The sequence below is a fragment of the uncultured Friedmanniella sp. genome (genome assembly GCF_964244285.1).
In the GTDB taxonomy this organism is placed as follows: Bacteria; Actinomycetota; Actinomycetes; order Propionibacteriales; family Propionibacteriaceae; genus Microlunatus.
The window spans coordinates 128467-151066 of record NZ_CAXTHT010000002.1 but is presented as its reverse complement, the minus strand read 5'-3'; the positions used below and the strand labels follow the sequence as shown (position 1 = coordinate 151066).

Below are 22600 nucleotides of genomic sequence, written 5' to 3'. Positions count from 1 at the left end.
GGGATCATAGGTGCCCCCGCTGGCCCCCCTATGGACCCGCCGCTAGGTTGAGCGCATGACTGAATCGCTCACTGTTCGCGACAACCGCACGGGCCGCGAGTACGAGCTGGCGATCACCGACGGCACCATCCGGGCGGCCGATCTCAAGCAGATCGCCGTGGAAGGCGAGCCCGGACTGGCCACCTACGACCCCGGGTTCGTGAACACGGCCTCGTGCCGCAGCTCGGTGACCTACATCGACGGCGACGCAGGCATCCTGGAGTACCGGGGCTACCCGATCGAGCAGCTGGCCGAGCACTCCACCTTCCTCGAGGTCGCCTACCTGCTGCTGAACGGCGAGCTGCCCACCAGCGACGAGCTGGCCCAGTGGACCCACGACATCACCTGGCACACCTTCCTGCACGAGAACGTCAAGCAGCTGATCGAGGGCTTCCGCTACGACGCTCACCCGATGGGCATGCTGATGGCCTCGGTCAGCGCGCTGTCGACCTTCTACCCCGACGCCAAGGACATCAAGGACGCCGACAACCGCCGGCTGCAGATCACCCGGCTGATCGCGAAGATGCCGACGCTCGGTGCCTTCGCCTACCGCCACCAGCTGGGCAAGCCGTACGTCTACCCCGACAACCGGCTCTCCTACACCGAGAACTTCCTCGCCATGCTGTTCAAGATGAGCGAGCCGAGCTATCAGGCCGACCCGCGGCTGGTGAAGGCGCTCGACATCCTGCTGATCCTGCACGCCGACCACGAGCAGAACTGCTCGACCAACGCCGTCCGCTCCGTCGGCTCGTCCGAGGTCGACCCCTACTCCGCGGTCGGCGCCGGCGTCGGTGCGCTCTTCGGTCCCCTGCACGGCGGGGCCAACGAGGCCGTGCTGGCGATGCTGCGCCGGATCGGCAGCACCGAGAACATCCCCGGCTTCATCGCGGGGGTGAAGGAGGGCAAGGAGAAGCTGATGGGCTTCGGCCACCGGGTCTACAAGAACTTCGACCCGCGGGCCACCATCATCAAGAAGGCGTGCGACGACGTCTTCGAGGTCACCGGGGTCAACCCGCTGCTCAAGATCGCCCAGGAGCTGGAGCGGATCGCGCTGGAGGACGAGTACTTCGTCAAGCGCAAGCTCTACCCCAACGTCGACTTCTACTCCGGCCTGATCTATGAGGCCCTGCAGTTCCCGCCGGAGATGTTCACCGTGGTCTTCGCCATCGGCCGCACGCCGGGCTGGCTGGCCCAGTGGAACGAGCTGGTGCAGGACAAGGAGCAGAAGATCGCCCGGCCCAAGCAGATCTACACCGGCATCCGCACCCGCGACTTCGTGCCTATCTCTGACCGCTGAGCGGTATTTGATTGCCGCTGAGCCCGCTGGAGCGCTTGAGACCCCGAGATGGGTGGGCCCATCTCAGGGCCGCGCTCCTGCGACTCAGCGGTGCTATCCGCGCTGAGCCCGCTGGAGCGCTCGAGACCCCGAGATGGGTGGGCCCCGGGGGGCGTCGAAAAGCGTGTCGCCCCCCGGGGCTCACCCATCTCAGGGCCGCGCTCCTGCGACTCAGCGGTGTCCCGCTGCATCCACAAGCCCAGGGTAAAGACAACTACTCCTCTGGGGTCCTCCCGTGTCTGCATCCCGCGGATCCTCCCCAACCCTTGAGGAGGCGTCCATGAAGGTCGTCTACAACGCTTTCAACGGCCGCTACGCCGACAACCCCCGTGCCGTCTTCGAGACGTGGCGGCGCTCCGATCCCGACGCCACGCACACCTGGCTCGCCGATTCGCGGCAGGCGGCCGGCTTCCCGACCGGCGTGACCACCGTGCCGATCCGCTCCGCGGCGGCCAGTGCCGCGCTGGAGGATGCCGACCTGGTGGTCGCCAACTGCCACACCGACCTCGACCCGTGGCAGAAGAAGCCAGGCGCCCGGTATCTGCAGACGTGGCACGGCACCCCGCTCAAGCGGATCCACCGGGCCGCGGTCAGCCAGCCGGCGCCCGCCCTGATGGACGCGCTGGACGCCGAGATCGCCACCTGGGACCACCTGCTCTCCCCCAGCCCCGCGGCCACCCGGCTGCTGCGTCGGGCCTTCGGTTACGCCGGCTCCGTGCTGGAGACCGGGTACCCCCGCAACGACGTGCTGAGCGCGGCCGACGCGCCAGCCCGTCGGGCCCGGGTCCGTCGCCGGCTGGGGATATCGGACGGGACCACAGCGGTGCTGTACGCGCCGACCTACCGCGACGACGACGTGAGCCAGGCCGAGGGTGCGCCGGGGCTGGACCTGGCCGAGCTCACCCGCCGGCTCGGGCCGGGCCACGTCGTGCTGCTGCGCCGGCACTACTACCTCGGGCACCGTCGACCGCTGGCGGCGACCGAGCGGCTCCGTGACGTCTCGGCCGAGACCGACATCGCCGAGCTCTACCTGGCCGCCGACGCGCTCGTCACCGACTACTCCTCCTCGGTCTTCGACTTCGCGGTCACCGGCAAGCCGATCGTGATGTTCGCCTACGACCTCGCCCACTACCGGGACCGGCTGCGCGGGTTCACCCTCGACCTCGCCACGGAGCTGCCGGGCCCGGTCGTCGACGACCCGGCCGAGCTGGCCGACCTCGTCGCTGACCTGCGGAGCCTGCAGACCGCCTTCGCCGAGCGCTACCGCGCCTTCGCGGCCCGCTACACCCGGCTCGAGGACGGCCACGCCAGCGACCGGGTCGTGGCGGCGCTGTCGCCGACCAGTGCCCAGCGGCTGCCGGGTTGAGCCACCCACAGCCTGCTGACAGGCCTGGGCAAGAGCCGCCACAGGCCGCGACGGCAGCCTGAGCGCGTCGCGGGACCGGTCGGGTTCCGCCGTGCGAAGGGACTGGCCTGGTGAGCTTGCAGCAAGCCGACAGCGAGCTCGGGGCCGAGGAGCAGGACGCACTGGGTCTCCCGGACCAGGCCGCGGCGGAGGCCGAGGTCGCCACCCCCACCCCCCAGGCACCGCGACGCCCGAGGCGTCGCCTCCGCTGGCTGCTGATCGGGCTGCTGGTGCTGCTGCTCGCCGGGGCCGGCCTGGCCGTCTGGGCCCGGTTCTTCCGCACGACCGACGCGGCGACGACGACCTACCGGACCGTGACGGTGAGTGCCGCGACGCTCAAGCAGACCGTCAGCGGCACCGGGACGCTGAACCCCGCGTCGGAGGCGGACCTCAGCTTCTCCTCCTCCGGCACCGTGTCGAAGGTCTCGGTGGGGGTCGGTGACAAGGTCACCAAGGGCGAGACCCTGGCCCGCATCGACGACAGCGAGCTCGCCATCGACCTCGACTCCGCCAAGGCCTCCCTGACCGAGGCGGACGACGCACTGGCCACCCTGGACGACGACTCCGACTCCACGGCGACCGCCATCGCGGCGGCCGAGGCGACCGTCAAGGTCAAGCAGAACGCCGTGACCCAGGCGAAGGCGGCTCTCGAGGCCGCCACGCTCACGTCGCCCCTCACGGGCACGGTCGCCGCGGTGGACATCAGCAAGGGCGACACCGTCTCCGGCGGGTCGAGCACCACCAGCAGCACGGGCGGTAGCGGCAGCTCGTCGACGTCCGCCGGCGCCGCGACCGGTTCGACCTCGACCAGCTCCTCCTCGGCCATCACCGTCATCTCCACCGGCACCTTCGACGTGACGACCTCGGTGTCCAACGCCGACCTCACGTCGGTGAAGAAGGGGCTGCAGGCCACGATCACCCCCACGAGCAGCGCTACGACCGTGTTCGGGACCGTGACCTCGGTCGGCGTCGTCGCGTCCTCCTCGTCCTCCACCTCCGGCAGCACCAGCACCGGATCGTCGACCTTCCCGGTCGTCATCCATGTGACCGGTACGCACAAGGACCTGCTGCCCGGCTCCAGCGCGACGGTGAGCATCACCGTGAAGCAGCTGGCCAACGCCCTCAGCGTCCCCGCCCAGGCGGTGACCACGGTCGACGGCAAGACCGTCGTGCAGAAGCTGGTGGACGGCAAGCAGGTACCGACCGTGGTCGTGCTCGGCGACACGATCAGCGGCTCGACCGTGGTCACGAGCGGCCTGAGCAGCGGGGACCAGGTCGTCGCGGCGAGCTTCCGGGCAGCCACCACGGGCACGGGGACCGGCGGCGGCACCGGCCAGCAGGGCGGGACCGGCGGCTTTCCCGGTGGCGGGACCGGCGGCTTCCCGGGCGGTGGGACCGGCGGCTTCCCGGGCGGTGGGACCGGCGGCACCGGTACTGGCGCCGGCACGGGCGGTACCCGGTGACTGCGTCAACCGAGCTGGCCGCCCGGGCCGGCACCTACCCCGAGGTCGGGAGCGAGGTCACCCCCGGGCCCGACCGGGCCGTGGTCGTCGAGCTGGAGGACGTGCGCAAGACCTACCAGACCGGAGCCGTCGAGGTGCAGGCGCTCGCCGGGGTCTCGCTGCGGGTGCTGCAGGGCGAGTACGTGGCGGTGATGGGTCCCTCCGGGTCCGGCAAGTCGACCCTGATGAACATCCTCGGCTGCCTCGACACCCTGAGCACCGGTCGCTACCTGCTGGACGGCATCGACGTGGCCGACCTCGACGAGGAGCGCCTGGCCGCCGTGCGCAACCGGCGGATCGGCTTCGTCTTCCAGCAGTTCAACCTGCTGCCCTCGCTGCCGGCCTGGCGCAACGTCGAGCTGCCGCTCTGCTACGCGGGGACGCCGCCGGCCGAGCGCAAGCAGCGGGCGCTGCGAGCCCTCGAGCGGGTGGGGCTCAGCGACCGGGTGATGCACCGTCCCGGCGAGCTCTCCGGCGGTCAGCAGCAGCGCGTCGCAGTGGCGCGGGCGCTGGTCACCGACCCGGCGCTGATCCTCGCCGACGAGCCCACCGGCAACCTCGACTCCCGCTCGACCACCGACGTCCTCGCGCTGCTCGACGAGCTGCACGAGGCGGGCCGCACGATCGTGCTGATCACCCACGAGGCCGAGGTGGCCGAGGCGGCCGAACGGACGATCCACGTCCGCGACGGCCTGGTGTCCCAGGTCCTCGACCGGGGTGTGGGTGCCGCATGAGGTTCGGCGAGACCTTCCGGGTCGCCTTCGAGGCGGTCCGGCTCAACCGGATGCGGTCGCTGCTGACGGTTCTCGGCATCATGATCGGCATCGCCTCGGTGAGCCTGACCGTCGGCCTGGGCCAGGGCGCGCAGGACCAGGTCCGGGACCAGATCAACGCCCTGGGCAGCAACCTGCTGATCGTCTCCCCGGGCAGCTCGACCTCGAGCTCCGGCGTCCGCGGCGGCTTCGGCTCGGCCACCACCTTGACCCGGGCCAACGCCGAGGCGCTGGCCTCGAGCGTGGTCGCCCCCGACATCGCCGCCGTCGCTCCGGTGGCCACGACCTCGCAGGTGCTGACCGCCGGTTCGACCACCTGGACCTCCAGCGTGGTCGCGGCCACGCCGTCGTGGGAGAGCGTCCGCGCCCGCACCCTCTCCTCCGGCCGGTTCCTCACCGCCGACGACGTCACCAGCCGCGGCAAGGTGGTCGTCCTCGGCTCCGACACCGCCGCCGAGCTGTTCTCCGGCCGCGGCGGGGTGGGTGAGACGGTGTCGGTCAACGGGACCGACTTCACCGTCGTGGGCCTGCTGGCGGCCAGCGGCTCGTCGTCGGGAACCTCCACCGAGGACGACGTGGCCGTGCTGCCCTGGACAACGGCCGCGGACACGGTCGGGACGTCGGCGACCAGCGTGTCGAGTGTCTACCTCCAGGCGACGTCCGACGCGCGGCTCTCGGCCGCCTACCAGGAGGCCGACGCGGCGCTGACGGCGCTGCACGGCATCAAGGCCGGGGGGAGCGCCGACTTCACCATCACGAGCCAGCAGTCCATCGTGGCGGCGGCCACCGCCACCGACCGCACGCTGACCATCCTGCTCGGCGGCGTCGCCGGCATCTCGCTGCTGGTCGGCGGCATCGGCGTCATGAACATCATGCTCGTCTCGGTCTCCGAACGGGTCCGCGAGATCGGCCTGCGCAAGGCGCTCGGCGCCACCCCGAAGGTGATCCGTCGGCAGTTCCTGATGGAGGCCACGACGCTGGGGCTGGCGGGCGGCGTCCTCGGGTTGGGGATCGGCGTCCTCGGCGCCCTGCTGCTGCCCAGGGTGATCGACCAACCGGTGACCCTGTCGGCCTGGGCCTCGGCCGCCGCCCTGGTGGTCGCGGTGGGCATCGGCCTGGTCGCCGGCGTCTACCCCGCCGGACGGGCCGCCCGGCTGGCCCCGATCGACGCCCTCCGCCGTGAGTGACCGCAGGCTCCCCGAGCCGGTCGGACCGTTCCCTGAGCCTGTCGAAGGGCTGACCACCAGCCGTACCGCACTTCCCCCGACCGACCTCACCACCCCGCTAGGAGCACCGACCATGTCCCACCTCGCCCCCTCTTCCCCGCGCGCCCGGCTGCGTCGACTCTCCGCCGGTGCCGCCGTGCTGACCGTCAGCGGCCTGCTCGTGCTCACCGGCTGCGGCTCGGACAGCTCGTCCGCCGCGGCCAACCCGGGCACCCAGTCCTCCCAGGGCGGCCAGCAGGGCGGCGGCGGGTTCGGCGGTGACCGGACCGTCGGGCTGATCGCCGACATCAGCGGCAAGACGCTCCAGGTGCAGGCAACCGACGCCCAGACCGCCGTCACCTGGACCACCAAGACGACCTTCACGACCCAGGTCTCGCAGTCCCTCAGCGCGGTGAAGGTCGGATCCTGCGTGGTGGCGCAGTCGGCCGAGACGGCGGCCTCCGGCTCGACCTCCATCACCGCCAGCGCCATCGCGGTCAGCGCCGCCACCAACGGCACCTGCGTCGGCGGCTTCGGCGGGGCGGGTCAGGGCGGGGCGGGTCAGGTCGGGACCCGTCCGAGCGGCATGCCCTCCGGAGCGCCGCAGGGGATGCCCTCAGGAGCACCGTCCGGGGCGGCCCAGCGCAGCCGTCCGGTGAGCGGCCTGGTGACCGCGGTGAGCGGCTCGAGCTACACCGTCAAGGTCACGAACGGCTCGGACACGCCGCAGTCCTACACCGTCGCCACGACCGGGACGACCAAGGTCACGGCCGAGAAGTCGACCACGTCCAAGGCGCTCACGGTGGGCAGCTGCGCCACCGTGACGGGCAAGGCCGACACCACGGGGGCGGTCACGGCCACCGCGATCGGCCTCCGGCCGGCGACCAACGGGACCTGTTCGTTCGGGATGGGCGGGCGCGGCAATGGCTGACCCGGCTGTGCGCGTGCGCAAGCGTCCCCGCCGGTCGGTGGTGATCGGCGTCCCCGTCCTGCTCGTCGCCGTCCTCGGCAGCGTGCTGGGGGTCCAGCACGTCCAGGCCGCCTCGGCCGCGACCGACCGCTACATCACCACGCCGGCCACGACGGGGACGGTGACGCAGACCCTCAGTGGCAGCGGCGCCATCGCGAGGGTGAAGTCCGACACCGCCTCCTTCCCGGCTGCCGGCACCGTGACCAAGGTCAGGGTGGCGGTCGGCGACCACGTGGCGGCCGGCGACGTGCTGGCCGTGATGGACGGCACGGGGGTCAAGATCGCGCTGATCCAGGCCAAGTCCGACCTGGCCAGCGCGAAGCTGGCCCTGCAGCAGGCCAAGGACGCGGCCGACGCCGCCGAGACCGCGACCGCGAGCGGCTCCCCCTCCAGTGCGTCCTCGTCGGCCGCGGCCTCAGGGAGCTCGTCGTCCGGCTCCGCGGCGAAGGCGCCCGCCGCCCAGCCGACGGCGTCGACCCCGTCGCGGTCCAGCTCATCGCCCCAGCCGACCCCGTCCGGCTCGCCCGGCTCCGGTGGTGGCGACCACGCGCCGACCGTGGCCTCGTTGACGCAGGCGGTGACGCGGGCGCAGCAGCGGCTGACCGCCCTGACGACCGGCGCCGCAGTCGCCCAGGCCCAGGCGACCACGACGTGCGCCATCGCCGTCCAGAACTCCGGCGGCACTCCCGTCCCGACCGCGACGCCGACCGCCTCGGCCACCGCCACCGCGACCGCCTCGGCCACCGCGACCCCGTCCGCGACCGGAACGCCCAGCGCCACGGCTGATCCCACCGCCACCGCCACCGCCACCGCCACCGCCACCGCCACCGCCACGCCGAGCGCTACCCCCAGCGGCACGGCCACCCCGACCGCCAGCGAGACCCCCACCGCCACGGCTAGCGCGACCTCCACGGCCACTGAGACCCCGACCGCCAGCACCACCCCCACCGCGAGGCCGACCGCCACCCCCACCCGGACGGCCCCGGCCCCGGCGCCGGCGCCCACGCCGACCGTTGACCCGCACGCGACCATCGCCGACTGCCTCGCGGCCCTGACGGCGTCGCAGAACGCCTCGACCTCGGTGACCACGCAGCAGGGGCTCGTCTCGAGCGCACTGACCGACCTGGCCCGGCTCGAGCAGTCGGCCGCGTCCGGCTCGTCCACCTCCACCCCCGCCTCGGGCGGTGGCGGTACGGGCACCTCGACCGGCCAGCAGGGCTCGTCGGGTAGCGGCTCGAGCACCACGGGCAGCAGCACGGGAGCCAGCCGCTCCAGCGCGTCGACAGGCGGTTCGGGCTCCGGCACGAGCTCCGGCTCCACGTCGTCCACCAGCGCAGGCGGGTCGGCGGGCGGCGGCGGCCAGTCCACCAGCGTCGCCACCGCCGCCGCCGACGTGTCCAAGGCTGAGCTGGCGGTGACCGAGGCGGAGAACAGGTACCGCGCCACCACGCTCGTGGCTCCCATCGCCGGCACCGTGGCCGCCGTGCCCTTCACGGCCGGGAGCACGATGTCGACCAGCGACACGGTCAGCATCGTCGGGACGGGCTCCAGCCAGGTCAACATCGACGTGCCCGAGACCTCGATCTCGCTGGTCAAGGTGGGTCAGAAGGCGAAGGTCACCACCTCCTCCGGGGCCAGCTCGGCCGGCACGGTGACCTCGATCGCGATCCTGCCGTCGGCCTCCTCGACCAGCTCCACCGCGAGCTACCCGGTCACGGTGACCGTGCCCAAGCCGGCGAAGGCCCTGGCTCCCGGGGTCACCGGCTCGGTGTCGGTCACGGTCGCCAGCGCCACGAACGCCGTCGTGCTGCCCGTCTCGGCGGTGACCAGGACCACTGGCTCGGCCGGGACGGTGACCACCCTCAGCAGCAGCGGCCAGGCGTCTCGGACGGCGGTCACCATCGGTGCCACCGGCAGCGAGACGGTCCAGGTCAGCTCCGGGGTGACCGCTGGTGAGCGGGTCGTGATCGCCGACACCACCGCGGCCCTGCCCACGAGCAGCACCACCAGCAACCGGACCGGCACGGTGTTCGGCGGGACCGCCGGGGGAACCGGCTTCCCGGGCGCGGCGGGGGGCGGGACCGGCGGTACCCGGACCCGTTAGGCCGGTCAGCGGGCGCGTTCGACCCGGCGCTCGTCCCAGACCGGCTCGTCGGACTCATAGACGCTGCCGTCGGAGCCGAAGACCAGGAACCGGTCGAAGCCGCGGGCGAACCACCGGTCGTGGGTGACGGTCACGATGGTGCCCTCGAACGCGGCCATCCCCTGCTCGAGCGCCTCGGCCGACTCGAGGTCGAGGTTGTCGGTGGGCTCGTCCAGCAGCAGCAGGGTCGCCCCGGACAGCTCGAGCAGCAGGATCTGGAACCGCGCCTGCTGACCGCCCGACAGCGACTCGAACCGCTGTTCGGCTGCCTGGGCGAGCTCGTAGCGGTCGAGCTTGCGGGAGGCGAGCTCACGGCCCATCCCCTCGCGACCCAGCCTGTTCGCCGAGGTGTCCCCGCGGTGCAGGATCTCGAGCAACGTCCGGCCCAGCAGCTCGGGGTGCTGGTGGGTCTGGGCGAACCAGCCGGGACGGACCCGGGCGCCGAGCCGGGCGCTGCCGGTGTGGGCCACCGGGGCGATCTCCAGACTGTCGACCGGACGGTGCTCGAGGTCGGGATCGGAACCGCCACGAGCCAGCAGCCGCAGGAAGTGCGACTTGCCCGACCCGTTCGACCCCAGCACCGCAACCCGGTCGCCGAACCAGATCTCGGCGTCGAAGGGCTTCATCAGCCCGGTCAGCTCGAGGTCGGTGACCACGATGGCCCGCTTGCCGGTCCGGCCGCCGCCGAGCCGCATCGAGACCCGCTGCTCCAACGGCACGGCCTCGGGCGGCCCGGCCTCCTCGAACTTGGCCAGCCGGGTCTGCGCCGCCTTGTAGCGGGAGGCGAGGCCGTCGTTGTACTTGGCCTTGACCTTGTACATCTGGACCAGGTCGATGATCTTCTGGTGCTCCTCGTCCCAGCGTCGGCGCAGCTCCTCGAAGCGGGCGAACCGGGCCCGACGGGCCTCGGCGAGGCTGGCGAAGCCCTTGCCGTGCACCCAGGCGCTGTTGCCGGCCGCCCCGAGCTCGAGTACGGCGACGCTGGTCGCCGCCTGGGCCAGCAGCTCGCGGTCGTGGCTGACCAGCAGCACCGACTTCTGGGTGGCGGCCAGCTGCGCCTCCAGCCAGCGCTTCCCCGGGACGTCGAGGTAGTTGTCGGGCTCGTCGAGCAGCAGCACCTCATCGGGACCGCGGAGCAACGCCTCCAGGGCCAGCCGCTTCTGCTCCCCGCCGGACAGGGTGGCGACCTCACGCCAGCGCACCCGGTCGTAGGAGACCCCGAGCGCCTCGGTGCAGCAGGCGTCGAAGGTGACCTCGGCGTCGTAGCCGCCGGCGTCGCCGTAGTCGGCCAGCGCCTGGGCGTAGGCCATCTGGACGCCCTCGGAGTCGTCCTCCATCAGGGCCAGCTCGAGCGCGTCGACCGCGGCGGCGGCCTCCTGCAACCGGGACGAGGTCAGCGAGAGCAGCAGGTCCCTCACACTGGCGGAGCCCCGGGTGGCCTGGGGGGTCGTCCCCCCAGGCCGTAGCTGGCTCGCATCGCGGATGCTGCCGATGAACTGCCGCATCACGCCCAGCCCGCCGCTGCGGGACAGCGTGCCGCTGGTCGGGTCCAGGTCGCCGGCGATGATCCGCAGCAGGGTGGTCTTCCCCGACCCGTTCGGGCCGACGAGAGCGACGACGGCGCCCTCCCCCACCCGGAACGAGACGTCGTCCAGCAGCACACGGCCGTCCGGCAGGTGGTAGCCGATGGCCGACAGGTCGACGTGGCCCATGCCGTCCGCCCTCCCTCTTCCGAGTCAGGGTCTCAGGGTGCTACAGCACCCCCACCTGCTGACAACTCGGTTTCAGGCGGCGAGCAGCATCGCCAGGGCGGCGGTGTCGGCATAGCTCTGCGGGTTGATGCCGGTCCGGCTCACCAGCTGGGTCACCGTCCCGTCGACGTCGGCCTCCACCCAGGCGGCGCGGTGCTCCAGCCCGAGGTGCGGCAGGCCGGGCAGGAAGACGCAACCGGACGCCGTCTCGTACTCGGGCACCGAGGCCAACGTGCTCGACGGCGGGTGCAGCACCAGCAGTCCCGGCGGCTGGGCGGCGGCGAAGAGGCCGGGCTTGAGCGGGTTGTCCCCCAGCAGCGACCCCTCGGCGACCACGAGGCCCACCGCGCCGGCCTGGGGGTCCTCCGGAAGCTCCTCGCGGACCCGGAAGACGGTGCTGACGGGCAACAGGCCAGGGACGGCGGCCATCTGCACCGCAAGCACCAGGAACTTGGCCCACTCGACGGTGTCCTGGGGCCACCGCCCGATCAGCAGGAAGCCGTACAGCGACCCGTCGGACTGCAGCGGGGCGACCTCGACCGCTCGCGGACGACCATCCATGGCGTACCTCCTGGAGCAGGAGTGGGCAGGGCCGCCGAACTCTTCGACGAGCTGCACACGGTGGCGGTGCGCTCATCGTCCGCAGCCAGACGCTGGCACACAAGAGGGGGAGAGTGCCAGCGAGGCTCCTGATACGCCTGGGACGCCCCGCCGTGACCGAGATCACTCCGCGGCGGCCACGGGGAGGGCCACCACCGCCTGCAGGGACCACGGTGGCGGGGCGTCGGTCAAGGTGAGCGTGCCGCCGGCCCGGGCCACCAGCTCACGCGCGATCGGCAGCCCCAGGCCGGTGCCGCCCTGGCTGCGCCCGCGGGCGTCGTCCAGCCGGGTGAAGCGCTCGAAGACACGTTCCCGCTCGTCGGTGCTCAGCCCCGGACCGTCGTCGAGGACCACGATGCGCACCTGGTGATGCTCGACGAACCCCGCGAGCTCGACGGCCGAGCCGGCATGCCGGACGGCGTTGTCCACCAGGTTCTTGACCGCCCGGCGGAGCTCGTCCCGGTCGCCCACGACCTGCGGCGACCCCTCGCAGCGGACGCGGAGCGGGACGCGGGACCCGGTGTGGTCGGCCGCCACCACGGCGAGCAGCCCGGCGACCTCGACCAGGTCCCGGCGTGCCGGCCCTCGGGTGTCGGCGTCGACCCGGGCCAGCAGCAGCAGGTCTTCCACCAGCCGGGTCAGCCGCTCGACGTCGAGCAGCAGCTCGGCCGGCAGCGAGCCACCCTCGCCCAGCCGCTCGGCCACCTCCAGCTGCGTCCGGATGCTGGTCAGCGGGCTGCGCAGCTCGTGAGCCGCGTCGGCGACGAAGGAACGCTGCCGGGCCCGGGCCGCGGCGAGCCGGTCGAGCATGGAGTTCAGGGTGACGGCCAGGGCGCGGACCTCGTCGCTGGCGGCAGGGACGGCCAACCGTTCCGCTCGGCTGGCGCCACTGATCCGCTCGGCGTCGGCCCGCAGCTGCTCGACGGGCCGCAGCGTCGAGCCGATCACCCGCCAGGCGACCGCAGCCATCACCGCCAGCACCAGCGGGAACACGATCAGCAGCCCGCGGCGCAGCGCCGCCCGGCTGGCCAGCACGTCCCCGACCGGCAGCGCCACCAAGACGCTGACCCGCGCGTCCGCGGGACCGGCGGTCACGGCCCGGACCCGTAGCGGGGTGGACAGCGCCGCCCGTGAGCCGGGCACCACCACCGCCGCCCCAGCGAGCGCCGTGGCCAGCTCGTCGCGCCGCAGCAGCGGGGTCAGCCGGTCGGCGGTGACCGAGCCGCCGACGACGCGGTGCTCGGCGTCGACCACCTGCACCACCTGCGCTCCGGAGACCGGCACCGGATTGGGCAGCTGACCCGCGTCGACGAGGGCAGCCACCTCGTGCGCGCTGGCCAGGGCCTCGTTGTCCAGGGTGCGGTCGACGGCGAAGGTGAGCGCGGCGTAGAAGGCCGACCCGCCCACCAGCAACGCCGCCGTCACCCCGCCCAGGCCGATCAGCATCAACCGGGCCCGCAACGTCAGGGGGCGCCGCCCTCCCTCTCCCGGACTCCTACCCCCGTCGCGCTTCGGCCTGCTCACGCGACGAGCCGGTAGCCGACCCCGCGGACGGTGACCAGCCGATCGCTGCCGATCTTGCGGCGCAGGTAGCCGGCGTAGACCTCCACGACGTTGGGCGCCACCTCGGCCGCCCGGTCCCAGACGTGCTCGAGCAGCTCGTCCTTGCTGACCGCCTCGCCGGCGCGGTGGATCAGGTACTCCAGCAGCAGGAACTCCCGCGGGGTCAGGTCCACCGGCTCGGTGGCGACGAAGACCTCCCGGCTGGCCGGGTCGAGCCGCAGGTCACCGGCCACCAGCACCGACGGCCGGGGCGGCCGGCCGCGACGCAGCAGAGCCCGGAGGTGAGCGAGCAGCACGACGAAGGAGAAGGGCTTGGTCAGCCAGTCGTCGGCGCCGTCGTCCAGGGCGTCGGCCTGGTCGTGCTCCCCGTCCTTGGCCGAGAGCATCAGCACCGGTACCCAGTTCCCGTCCGCGCGCAGCCGCCGCACCACCTCGTAACCGGACAGGCCGGGCAGCATCACGTCGAGCACGACCACGTCGAAGTCGCCCGACCGGGCCTGCCGGAGGCCGTCAGTGCCGGTGGCGGCGGTGTCCACGGCGAAGCCCTCAGCCACCAGGCCCCGGCGCAGGGCGGCGACCATCCGCTCCTCGTCGTCGACCAGCAGCACCCGCACCCTCCCAGCCTGGCACGGGCGTCGCCGGGCGGGCCCTCCAAGCCTCAGCGTTCCCACAGCGGGCAGCGGGAAGAATGAGGCCCATGAGCATCTTCGAGCGTCGTCCCGCCCTGCGCTGGGCCGCCCCGCTGGCCCTGCTGGCCGTGGTCGGCGGGACGGGCGTGCTGGCCACCACCGCGAACGCCGACCCGACCCTGCCGACCAAGTCGCCCGAGCAGCTGCTGGTCGACGTCGCGAACGCGAAGGTCGACGGGCTCTCCGGCACCGTCGTGCAGACCGCGGACCTCGGTCTGCCGTCGCTGCCCTCGAGCGGTAGCGCGAGCACCCAGGAGCTCACCTCGCTGCTCTCGGGCACCCACACGTTGAAGGTCTGGACCTCGGGTGAGGACAAGGCCCGGCTCGAGGTGCTCGACAACCTGGCCGCGACCGACGTGATCCGCAACGGCTCGGACGTCTGGACCTGGTCGAGCGAGGCGAACGCAGCCACCCACCGGACGCTGCCCGCGGGGGACAGCACGGACAAGGCCCCGGTCTCCCCCGATGTGCCGACCACCCCACAGCAGGCAGCACAGCAGGCCCTCGCCGCCGTCGGGGACACCACCGACGTCAGCGTCGTCGACGGTCAGCCGGTCGCCGGTCGTACGGTCTACGAGCTGGTTCTGGCCCCGAAGGACACCCGCTCGACCTTGGAGTCGGTGCGGATCGCCGTCGATGAGAAGACCTCGGTGCCGCTGGAGGTCGAGGCCATCGCCAAGGGCGGCACCACCGTCTTCGACGTCGCCTACAGCTCGGTCGACTTCGGCGTCCCCGACTCCACCCAATTCGACTTCACCCCGCCGCCCGGGGCCAAGGTCACCGAGGGCAAGGTCACGGCACCCAAGGCGCCCAGCGCGTCCGACAAGAAGGCCGCCGAGAAGAAGGCCGCCGACGCCAAGGCCGCCACCACCACGGTGGGCACGGGCTGGACGTCGGTCGTGGTCACAAAGCTGCCGGCGGACGCCACCAGCTCGAGCCAGGTCACGAGCGTGCTGAACGCCCTCCCGAAGGTCTCGGGCAGCTGGGGCTCCGGCCACCTCTTCACCGGCAAGGCCTTCTCCGCGGTGGTCACCGACGACGGCCGGATCGCCGTCGGCGCCGTCGAGGCCTCACTGCTCTACGACGCGCTGGCGAAATAAGGTCGGCGTGAGCGACCCCGTCGTCACCCGGGGCCTGACCAAGCGCTTCCGGGCCCAGACCGCAGTCGACTCCGTGGACCTCGTGGTCCCGGCCGGCGCGGTCTACGGCTTCCTCGGGCCCAACGGCTCCGGCAAGACCACCACCATCCGGATGCTGCTCGGACTGATCAGCCCGACGGCCGGAGAGATCAGCGTCCTCGGCCTGCCGATGCCCGAGCAGTCCGGTGAGGTGCTGCGACGCGTCGGGGCGCTGGTCGAGGGACCGGCCTTCCACCCGTACCTGTCCGGCCGCGCGAATCTCGCCCGGCTCGACGCCGCCGACCGGCACAGCGACGCCCGCACCTCGGCGGCCCGGGTGGATGCGGCCCTGGACCGGGTCGGCCTGCTGGCCGCGGCCACCAAGCGCTACCGGGCGTACTCGTTGGGCATGAGGCAGCGGCTGGCCATCGCCAACGCGCTGCTGATGCCGCGGGACCTGCTGGTGCTGGACGAGCCCACCAACGGCCTGGACCCCCAGGGCACCCGCGAGGTCCGGCACCTGATCGGCGACCTGGCCGCCGGCGGGGCCACCGTGCTGGTCTCCAGCCACCTGCTGGCCGAGGTGGCCCAGATGAGCACCCACATCGGCGTCATGTTCGAGGGGCACCTGGTCTCCCAGGGCTCCATCGCCGAGCTCGAGTCCGGGACGGTCCAGACGGTCCTCGTCGACACCGACCGGCCGGACGACGCCGCCCGGGTGTTGCGTCAGCTCGGGCTCACCGACGTGACCACCGCTCAGGACCGGGCGACCGGGGTCCTCGGGGACGTCGAGGTGGCCAAGATCGTGCCCAACCTGGTGGACGACAACATCGCCGTGCTCGGCTTCACCGTGCAGCGGCCCAGCCTGGAGGACGTGTTCGTGTCCCTGACCGGAGAAGGTTTCGATGTCAGCGGCTGAGGTCCTCGACGCTCCGGCCGCCCAGCCGGTCCGGCGCCGTCCGTCCCCGCGCTTCCTGGTCTCGGAGCTGCGGATCATCGGCGGCCGGCGGCGCAACATCGCCGGGCTCGCGGTGCTGGCGGTGGTGCCGATCCTGCTGGCCGTGGCCGTCCGGGTCTCGGGCGACAGCAGCGGCGGTCCGACGTTCATCAGCTCGATCACCGGCAACGGCCTCTTCGTGGCCTTCGCGGCGCTCACGCTGGAGCTGCCCCTGTTTCTGCCGCTGGCCGTGAGCGTGGTTTCCGGGGACTCCCTCGCCGGCGAGGCCAACATCGGCACCCTGCGCTACCTGCTCACGATCCCGGCCGGGCGGACCCGGCTGCTGGCGGTGAAGTTCGCCGCCATCGTGATCTCCGCCCTGTTCGCCACGTTCCTGGTGGCCGCGGTCGGGGTGGTGGTCGGGCTGGCCCTCTTCGGTGGCGGCAACATGACGCTCTTCTCCGGCACCCAGACCTCGATGGCCGGCGGTCTCGGCCGGCTCGTGCTGACCTGCCTCTACCTCGCGGCGCAGTTCTCCGCTCTCGGCGCGATCGGGCTCTTCGTCTCCAGCCTGACCGAGCAGCCCATCGGCGCGACCGTCGCCGTCGTGCTGATCAACGTGATGATGTTCATTCTCGACTCGATCTCACAGCTGGCCTGGCTCCACCCCTGGTTGCTGACCCACTGGTGGACGGCGTTCGGGGACTTCCTGCGCGACCCGATCGCCACCGACAACATCTACCGGGGGCTGATCACCGCGGCCGTCTACGCCGGCGTCTTCTGGTTGGCCGCCTGGGCCCGGTTCTCGAGCAAGGACATCACCAGCTGAGCTCCGGGTAGGGTCAGTTGTCGTGGCCCTCGACCCCAAGACCCGGCGCGAGCTGGGCCAGACGGTGCGGCTCTGGGGCATGGCCCTGATCTGCGCAGTCGCCGGCTCGGTCACCGTCAGCGTGACCGACCGGCTGGCGCCAGGCGTGCTCGCCTTCCTCATCGCGCTGGCCGTCCTGGGTCCGCTGCTGCTGGTCTACGAGCGTCGGCACCGGTGAGCGAGCCACAGGTCCGCGAGCGGGTGCACCGCGAGGTCGTCTCCTACGTCCGGCGCAGCGCCAGGATGCGGCCCAACCAGCGCCGGGCCTGGGAGCAGCACGGCCACGAGTACCTGCTCGACGTGCCGCAGCGGGAGACCAGCACCTCGATCGCCCCGGACGCCCGCCTCGACCTGCCGGCCGCGTTCGGTCGCTCCGCCCCGCTGGTGGTCGAGATCGGTCCGGGAACGGGTGAGTCGCTGGTGGCGCTGGCCGCCGCGCGTCCGGGGATGGACGTCCTGGCCTTCGAGGTCTACGCCCCGGCGGTGGCCCAGCTGGTCGGCGCGCTCGCCCGCGAGCAGGTGCGCAACGTGCGTATCGTCGCCGCCAACGCGGCCGAGGGCCTGCGCCACCTCGTCCCCGAGGCCTCGGTCAGCGAGCTGTGGACCTTCTTCCCCGACCCGTGGCCCAAGGCCCGCCACCACAAGCGCCGGCTGGTCGGACCGGGCTTCGCCGCCCTCGCCGCCGGCCGCCTCGGGCCCGGCGGCCGCTGGCGGCTGGCCACCGACTGGGACGACTACGCCCGCCAGATGCGCGAGGTGCTCGACGCCGAGCCGATGCTGCGCCCGGAGCCGGTCACCGGCGGCCGTTGGGACGAGCGACCGGTCACCCGCTTCGAGGCGCGCGGGGTCGCGGCCGGTCGCGCGGTGCATGATCTCAGCTACGTCCGGGAGGGCGCTGGGCGTGAGTGAGGTTCAGTCAGTTGATCCGGTCTCCACCTCCCGCTGGCGACTGGACATCTCCTACGACGGTGCGGGCTTCTCCGGCTGGGCGCGGCAGCCCGATCTCCGTACGGTGCAGGGCGAGCTCGAGACGTGGGTGACCCAGATCCTGCGGCTGGGCACCCCGGCCACCCTGGTCTGCGCGGGCCGGACGGACACCGGGGTGCACGCTCGCGGCCAGGTCGCCCACGTCGACCTGCCCGCGGACGCCCTCGGCGACGGCGCGGTCCTGCAGCGACGGCTGGCCCGGGTGCTGCCCGGCGACCTGCTGGTCCGCGCGGTCCGGCCCGCCCCGCCGGGCTTCGACGCCCGGTTCGCCGCCGTCTGGCGCCGCTACGTCTACCGCCTCGCCGACGCCGGCACCCCGCTCGAGCCGCTGCTGCGGCACCAGGTGGTCGCCGTCCCGGTCGCGCTGGACCTGGACCGGCTGGCGGCCGCCGCCCCGGTGCTGCTCGGGCTGCGCGACTTCGGCGCCTTCTGCAAGCGGCGGGAAGGCGCCACCTCGATCCGTACCCTGCTCGAGCTGCACGCCCGACGGGTCGTCCACGGGCCGTCGGCCGGGGTGCTCGAGCTGACGGTCCGGGCGGACGCGTTCTGCCACTCCATGGTCCGCTCCCTGGTGGGCGCGCTCATCAGCGTGGGCTCCGGGCAGCGCGACCTCGCCTGGCTCGAGCGGGTCACCGCCACGGCCGCACGCGCCTCCGACGTGCAGGTGATGCCCGCTCACGGGCTGACCCTGGAGGAGGTCGGCTACCCGCCGGACGACCAGCTGCTGACGCGCAGCCGCGAGGCCCGGACCGTTCGCGAGCCGAGCCCCTCGTGAGCGAGCCGTCGCACTACTTCAGCGTCTCGCCCTCCTCGCCCGAGCAGCGCCGAAGCATCACCGCCCAGGTCTGGGGCGCGCCGTTGGCGCTGACCACCGCCAACGGGGTGTTCGCCGGCGACGGCCTCGACCGCGGCACCGCCGTCCTGCTCCGGGAGTCCGAGCCGCCCACCGGCTCGCCGCGCATCCTCGACCTCGGCTGCGGCTACGGCCCGATCGCGCTCGCGCTGGCCGTGCACTGTCCGGGAGCCCGGGTGGACGCCGTCGACGTGAACGAGCGGGCCCTGACCCTGTGCCGGGACAACGCCGCCGCTCTCGGGGTCGCCGACCGGGTCCGGGTGCTGACTCCTGAGGAGGTGGCGCGGGACGTCCGCTACGACGCCATCTGGTCGAACCCGCCGATCCGGGTGGGCAAGCAGGCGCTGCACGAGCTGCTGCTGCGCTGGCTCCCCCGGCTGACCCCGGACGGCGAGGCCCGCCTGGTGGTGAGCAAGAACCTCGGGGCGGACACCCTGCAGCGCTGGCTGACCGAGCAGGGGTACGGCTGCGACCGCGTCGCCTCCGACAAGGGATTCCGGGTTCTGCTCGCGCGTCGGTGAATTGCGCTCTCCGCCTCTTCGCGCCGAGGGCTGGCGGGAGTACCGTGAAGTGTCGTCGGGACGGACCAGGTGTCGTCGCGGCCCGGGGGAGCTGCGGGCGGTCACCGAGGTGCCCTGCGGCCCGGCTGGGGGCGGCGGCTCCTGCTGGTGGTACGAGAAAGGGCGTCGGTGCTTCCATGTCCGCATCGCGGCCGTACTACGACGGGCCGGAACCGCCCGATCCCCTGCTGGACGCGGTCTATGACTCCGTCGCCGTGATGATGGCCGGATCGGAGGACCTCACCGAGGGCCTCGTCGAGGTGGCCGAGCTCGTGACGCACAGCCTGCCCGGCGCCGACGGTGCGGGCGTCGCGTTGATGCGGGGTGACGAGGTCGTGCTCCGGGTAGGGTCCTCGAAACTGGTGGACGAGGCTGACGCCATCCAGTACGGGCTCGACGAGGGTCCCTGCCTCTCGGCGGTGGCCGAGGCGCGGGCCATCCGGACCGGCTCCTTCCGCGAGCACGAGGACCGCTGGCCCCACTTCGCTCCGGCCGTCCAGCAGCTGGGGATCGGCAGCATGCTGTCGCTCCCGCTGCGGGTGCGCACCGAGGTCATCGGCTCCATCAACATCTACGCCCTCCGCGGCGACGGCTTCCTCGAGCTGGACGCGACCAACGGCGAGCGATTCGCCCTGCCGGTCGCCGCGGCCATCCGCAGCGCTCAGGCCAGCCGCAACCTCGACCACCTGGCCACCGAGATGCGCGAGACCCTCGAGGCCAAGGCTGCGGTGTCGGCTGCCGTCACCCTGTTGGCCGAGCGGGACGGACTGCCGCCACGGGCGGCTCTGGCGAGCCTGTCCGACCTCGCCGGTCAGCAGCAGCAGTCGCTGGTCGACGCCGCCTCGACCCTGCTTCGGCCCCCGGTCGAGGAGGGTCCCACCTCCTGACCGGCGGCTTCCCCCACCGGGGCTACCCCGCGCGCTCCGACACCGCCCGCATGACCTCGGGCCAGCGCCGGTCCAGCATCCGGCCGCCCCGGACCACCCCCTGCCACAGGACGACCAGCCCGTTCGCCAAGCCCACGGGGACCGCGATCCAGCCGAGCCAGGGCACCCAGAACGACCCGACCACCAACGCGACCGTCGGGAGCGCGACGAGCACGGCGGCGCTCGTGGTGACCGAGAACGACAGCAGGGCCGGCAGCCCACCCCCGCCCCCCTTGGCGAACAGGCTGGCGCCCGGCTCCGGCGCCGGCCACTGCCAGAGGGTTCCGACCAGGCACCCGACCCCCAGGCCGCCGAGACCCAGGGCGGCCATCAGCGCCACCGACGCCGGCAGCAGGGACCAGCCGCCGGTCACCGCCAGCGCCACTCCCTCCAGCACCACCAGTACGGGGACGTAGACGGTGAGCGCGGACAGCGTTCGCCCGAGCCGGTCGGACGCCCCGTCCAGCCCGGCGGTCACGTGGGTCCAGACGGCGCTGCCGTCGTAGGACAGGTCGGCCGCGACCCCGGTGCCGATGAACAGTGCGAGCAGGCTCGGCGCCAGCACGGCGACGCCCGCGCCTCCGGACTCCTGCGACCGCGTCACCACCACGATGACCACCGGCGCCATCAGGAAGCCGGCGAGCGCCGCCAGGTAGCGCGGGTCGCGACGCCAGTAGCGCAACGTGCGCAGCGCGACGCCGCCGGCCGGCGTCTGGGGGTACAGCCGTTCGGCCCAGCCGTGCCGGCGAACCCGGCTTGCCGACCCTTCGCCCTGGGTGGGCTCGACCAGCCGGCGGCCGAGGAAGTACGCCCAGGCCAGCGCGAGGACCGCCACCAGGGCCACGGCGAGCACCAGGTGGGTCCCGGCCGTCCACCAGCGGGACCGGGAGACGTCCGCCGGGATCGCCCAGGCCCAGCCGAAGGGCGTCCAGGCTGCGACCGTCGCGGCCGTGGCCAGGGCACCACGCAGCCGTTCGGGGCCGAGGCCGGCCAGCCGCCCGACGGCCTGCCCACCGAGCGCGAACACCGCGCCGACCAGGGCGAACGCTACGAAGGCCAGGTCGCGGAAGCGGCGGGAGGAGAGACTGGCAGCGAACGCCGAGGTCGCCGTCCGGGCCAGCAGCACGCAGGTCGGCACGCCGAGGACGACCGCGACGAGCGCCGCCGCGACCAGCAGCACGCCGCGGCCCCAGGCGAGGACCAGGCCGAGGCCCACCAGCACGGAGGCCACGCCGGGCACGCCGACCAGCGCGGCCACGAGCAGCCCCGGCAGCAGGTCGCGCGCCCGGACCGGCAGCAGCGCGAACTTGGCCGGGTCGACCGTCTCGTCGACCCCGAACACCAGCAGGGACAGCACGAGCCAGCCGAAGGAGAGCCCGCTGAACGCGACGACCGTGACGTCCGCGGTCAGCGCCGTCGAGGTGTAGCGCAGGCCGACCATCCCGGCCAGCGCCGCCACCACGATGCCGACCCCGTACAGGGCCGCCAGCACCAGACCGATCGTCCGCCAGACACTGCGTCGCAGGCTGTTGCGCAGCAGGGTCAGCTTGAGCCGGACGAGGAGCGCAACCACGACAGCCCTCCCTCGGTCGCCGCGTGGAAGCCGACCAGGTCGAGGAAGCGCTGCTGGAGCGTGGACCCGGCCCGGACGTCGTCGGTGGTGCCGGCGGCGAGCACGCGACCGGCCGCGACCACCGCGAGCTCGTCGCAGAGACTCTCGACCAGCTCCATCACGTGGCTGGAGAGCACCACCGTGCCGCCGTCGCGGGTGTAGCCACGCAGGATCGAGCGGATGCCCTCGCCCGAGACGGGGTCGACGGCCTCGAACGGCTCGTCCAGCACCAGCAGCCTCGGCGCGTGGATCAGCGCACAGGCGAGCCCGATCTTCTTCGTCATGCCCGCGGAGTACTCGACCACCAGCGTGTCCCGGTCCTCGCGGAGGCCGAGCGCCTCCAGCAGCTCGGCCGAACGGTGCTCGATCGCCTCCGGCGGCACCCGGCGCAGCCGACCGACGTAGTGCAGCAGCTCACCGCCGCTCAGCCGGTCGAAGAGCCGCAGCCCGTCCGGCAGCACCCCCATCAGGGCCTTCGCGCCGGCCGGGTCGGACCAGACGTCGTGGTCGAGCACCCGGGCCGTCCCAGCGTCCGGGCGCAGCAGACCGGTGGCCATCGAGAGCGTGGTGGTCTTGCCCGCGCCGTTCGGTCCGACCAGGCCGAAGAGGCAGCCCCGCCGGACCTCCAGGTCCAGCCCGTCGACCGCGCGCTTGGGCCCGAACGACTTGGTCAACCCGACCAACGACAACGCCGACGTCACCAGCCAAGTGAAACATCCGACGGGACGGTTCGTGACGGCGCGATCACGCCGCCGCCGAGGCA

At 73.0% G+C, this 22600-nt stretch carries 21 protein-coding genes; 15 read left to right on the top strand and 6 right to left on the bottom strand.

Annotated elements, in window-relative coordinates:
- Positions 1–55: 55 nt before the first annotated feature.
- From ACFE7W_RS05005 to ACFE7W_RS04975, 7 genes are all read left to right on the top strand, one after another.
- Positions 56–1336, top strand: coding sequence for a citrate synthase (locus ACFE7W_RS05005; RefSeq protein WP_375423690.1), 1281 nt, complete (start codon positions 56–58; stop codon positions 1334–1336).
- A gap of 319 nt (positions 1337–1655) precedes the next feature.
- Positions 1656–2741 (top strand): CDP-glycerol glycerophosphotransferase family protein, encoded by a 1086-nt coding sequence (locus ACFE7W_RS05000; protein ID WP_375423689.1) that lies wholly within the window; start codon positions 1656–1658, stop codon positions 2739–2741.
- Between the two features lie 110 nt (positions 2742–2851).
- Entirely contained in the window at positions 2852–4243 is a 1392-nt protein-coding gene (locus ACFE7W_RS04995; protein WP_375423688.1) for an efflux RND transporter periplasmic adaptor subunit, read from the top strand.
- An 80-nt stretch (positions 4244–4323) separates the two neighbouring features.
- A complete protein-coding gene (locus tag ACFE7W_RS04990; RefSeq protein ID WP_375424205.1) occupies positions 4324–5016 on the top strand; it encodes an ABC transporter ATP-binding protein in 693 nt (230 codons plus the stop codon).
- The gene (locus ACFE7W_RS04985; protein ID WP_375423687.1) at positions 5013–6242 is read left to right on the top strand and encodes an ABC transporter permease; all 1230 of its coding nucleotides are present in this window, start codon (positions 5013–5015) and stop codon (positions 6240–6242) included. Before ACFE7W_RS04990 ends, ACFE7W_RS04985 begins: the two co-directional genes overlap by 4 nt.
- A 112-nt stretch (positions 6243–6354) precedes the next feature.
- Complete coding sequence (locus tag ACFE7W_RS04980) at positions 6355–7191, top strand: hypothetical protein (protein ID WP_375423686.1); 837 nt, start codon at positions 6355–6357, stop codon at positions 7189–7191.
- 13 nt (positions 7192–7204) lie between these two features.
- A complete protein-coding gene (locus ACFE7W_RS04975; protein ID WP_375423685.1) occupies positions 7205–9334 on the top strand; it encodes an HlyD family efflux transporter periplasmic adaptor subunit in 2130 nt (709 codons plus the stop codon).
- A gap of 5 nt (positions 9335–9339) precedes the next feature.
- Here the strand turns inward: ACFE7W_RS04975 and ACFE7W_RS04970 are convergent, their stop codons facing one another.
- From ACFE7W_RS04970 to ACFE7W_RS04955, 4 genes are all read right to left on the bottom strand, one after another.
- Positions 9340–11085, bottom strand: coding sequence for an ATP-binding cassette domain-containing protein (locus ACFE7W_RS04970; protein ID WP_375423684.1), 1746 nt, complete (start codon positions 11083–11085; stop codon positions 9340–9342).
- Positions 11086–11157: 72 nt separating this feature from the next.
- Positions 11158–11685: a peptidase gene (locus ACFE7W_RS04965; RefSeq protein WP_375423683.1), complete on the bottom strand. Its 528-nt coding sequence runs from the start codon at positions 11683–11685 to the stop codon at positions 11158–11160.
- A gap of 162 nt (positions 11686–11847) precedes the next feature.
- Complete coding sequence (locus ACFE7W_RS04960; RefSeq protein WP_375423682.1) at positions 11848–13170, bottom strand: sensor histidine kinase; 1323 nt, start codon at positions 13168–13170, stop codon at positions 11848–11850.
- 74 nt (positions 13171–13244) lie between these two features.
- Entirely contained in the window at positions 13245–13901 is a 657-nt protein-coding gene (locus tag ACFE7W_RS04955; protein WP_375423681.1) for a response regulator transcription factor, read from the bottom strand.
- A gap of 83 nt (positions 13902–13984) precedes the next feature.
- Here ACFE7W_RS04955 and ACFE7W_RS04950 point away from each other — a divergent pair, with 83 nt between their 5' ends.
- From ACFE7W_RS04950 to ACFE7W_RS04915, 8 genes are all read left to right on the top strand, one after another.
- Positions 13985–15076 (top strand): outer membrane lipoprotein carrier protein LolA, encoded by a 1092-nt coding sequence (locus tag ACFE7W_RS04950; RefSeq protein WP_375423680.1) that lies wholly within the window; start codon positions 13985–13987, stop codon positions 15074–15076.
- Between the two features lie 7 nt (positions 15077–15083).
- The gene (locus ACFE7W_RS04945; RefSeq protein ID WP_375423679.1) at positions 15084–16013 is read left to right on the top strand and encodes an ATP-binding cassette domain-containing protein; all 930 of its coding nucleotides are present in this window, start codon (positions 15084–15086) and stop codon (positions 16011–16013) included.
- A complete protein-coding gene (locus tag ACFE7W_RS04940; protein ID WP_375423678.1) occupies positions 16000–16860 on the top strand; it encodes an ABC transporter permease in 861 nt (286 codons plus the stop codon). The genes ACFE7W_RS04945 and ACFE7W_RS04940 overlap by 14 nt, the downstream gene beginning before the upstream one ends.
- 22 nt (positions 16861–16882) lie before the next feature.
- Positions 16883–17077, top strand: a complete 195-nt coding sequence (locus ACFE7W_RS04935; protein ID WP_375423677.1) for a hypothetical protein — start codon at positions 16883–16885, stop codon at positions 17075–17077.
- Entirely contained in the window at positions 17074–17808 is a 735-nt protein-coding gene (gene trmB, locus ACFE7W_RS04930; protein ID WP_375423676.1) for a tRNA (guanosine(46)-N7)-methyltransferase TrmB, read from the top strand. The genes ACFE7W_RS04935 and trmB overlap by 4 nt, the downstream gene beginning before the upstream one ends.
- Complete coding sequence (gene truA, locus ACFE7W_RS04925) at positions 17801–18661, top strand: tRNA pseudouridine(38-40) synthase TruA (RefSeq protein WP_375423675.1); 861 nt, start codon at positions 17801–17803, stop codon at positions 18659–18661. Before trmB ends, truA begins: the two co-directional genes overlap by 8 nt.
- Entirely contained in the window at positions 18658–19260 is a 603-nt protein-coding gene (locus ACFE7W_RS04920) for a class I SAM-dependent methyltransferase (protein ID WP_375423674.1), read from the top strand. Before truA ends, ACFE7W_RS04920 begins: the two co-directional genes overlap by 4 nt.
- A 176-nt stretch (positions 19261–19436) precedes the next feature.
- The gene (locus tag ACFE7W_RS04915) at positions 19437–20186 is read left to right on the top strand and encodes a GAF domain-containing protein (protein ID WP_375423673.1); all 750 of its coding nucleotides are present in this window, start codon (positions 19437–19439) and stop codon (positions 20184–20186) included.
- Between the two features lie 22 nt (positions 20187–20208).
- On the opposite strand, the gene ACFE7W_RS04910 is transcribed toward ACFE7W_RS04915, so the two are convergent.
- Positions 20209–21798, bottom strand: coding sequence for a hypothetical protein (locus tag ACFE7W_RS04910; RefSeq protein ID WP_375423672.1), 1590 nt, complete (start codon positions 21796–21798; stop codon positions 20209–20211).
- On the bottom strand, positions 21768–22538 hold the full coding sequence (locus ACFE7W_RS04905) for an ABC transporter ATP-binding protein (protein WP_375423671.1): 771 nt from the start codon (positions 22536–22538) through the stop codon (positions 21768–21770). Before ACFE7W_RS04905 ends, ACFE7W_RS04910 begins: the two co-directional genes overlap by 31 nt.
- Positions 22539–22600: the final 62 nt, after the last annotated feature.

Excerpts from the sequence above, each read along its gene's own strand:
- ACFE7W_RS05005 (WP_375423690.1), top strand. The coding sequence starts at position 56 with ATGACTGAATCGCTCACTGTTCGCGACAACCGCACGGGCCGCGAGTAC.
- ACFE7W_RS05000 (WP_375423689.1), top strand. The coding sequence starts at position 1,656 with ATGAAGGTCGTCTACAACGCTTTCAACGGCCGCTACGCCGACAACCCC.
- ACFE7W_RS04985 (WP_375423687.1), top strand. The coding sequence starts at position 5,013 with ATGAGGTTCGGCGAGACCTTCCGGGTCGCCTTCGAGGCGGTCCGGCTC.
- ACFE7W_RS04980 (WP_375423686.1), top strand. The coding sequence starts at position 6,355 with ATGTCCCACCTCGCCCCCTCTTCCCCGCGCGCCCGGCTGCGTCGACTC.
- ACFE7W_RS04970 (WP_375423684.1), bottom strand. The coding sequence starts at position 11,085 with ATGGGCCACGTCGACCTGTCGGCCATCGGCTACCACCTGCCGGACGGC.
- ACFE7W_RS04965 (WP_375423683.1), bottom strand. The coding sequence starts at position 11,685 with ATGGATGGTCGTCCGCGAGCGGTCGAGGTCGCCCCGCTGCAGTCCGAC.
- ACFE7W_RS04960 (WP_375423682.1), bottom strand. The coding sequence starts at position 13,170 with ATGCTGATCGGCCTGGGCGGGGTGACGGCGGCGTTGCTGGTGGGCGGG.
- ACFE7W_RS04950 (WP_375423680.1), top strand. The coding sequence starts at position 13,985 with ATGAGCATCTTCGAGCGTCGTCCCGCCCTGCGCTGGGCCGCCCCGCTG.
- ACFE7W_RS04940 (WP_375423678.1), top strand. The coding sequence starts at position 16,000 with ATGTCAGCGGCTGAGGTCCTCGACGCTCCGGCCGCCCAGCCGGTCCGG.
- ACFE7W_RS04915 (WP_375423673.1), top strand. The coding sequence starts at position 19,437 with ATGTCCGCATCGCGGCCGTACTACGACGGGCCGGAACCGCCCGATCCC.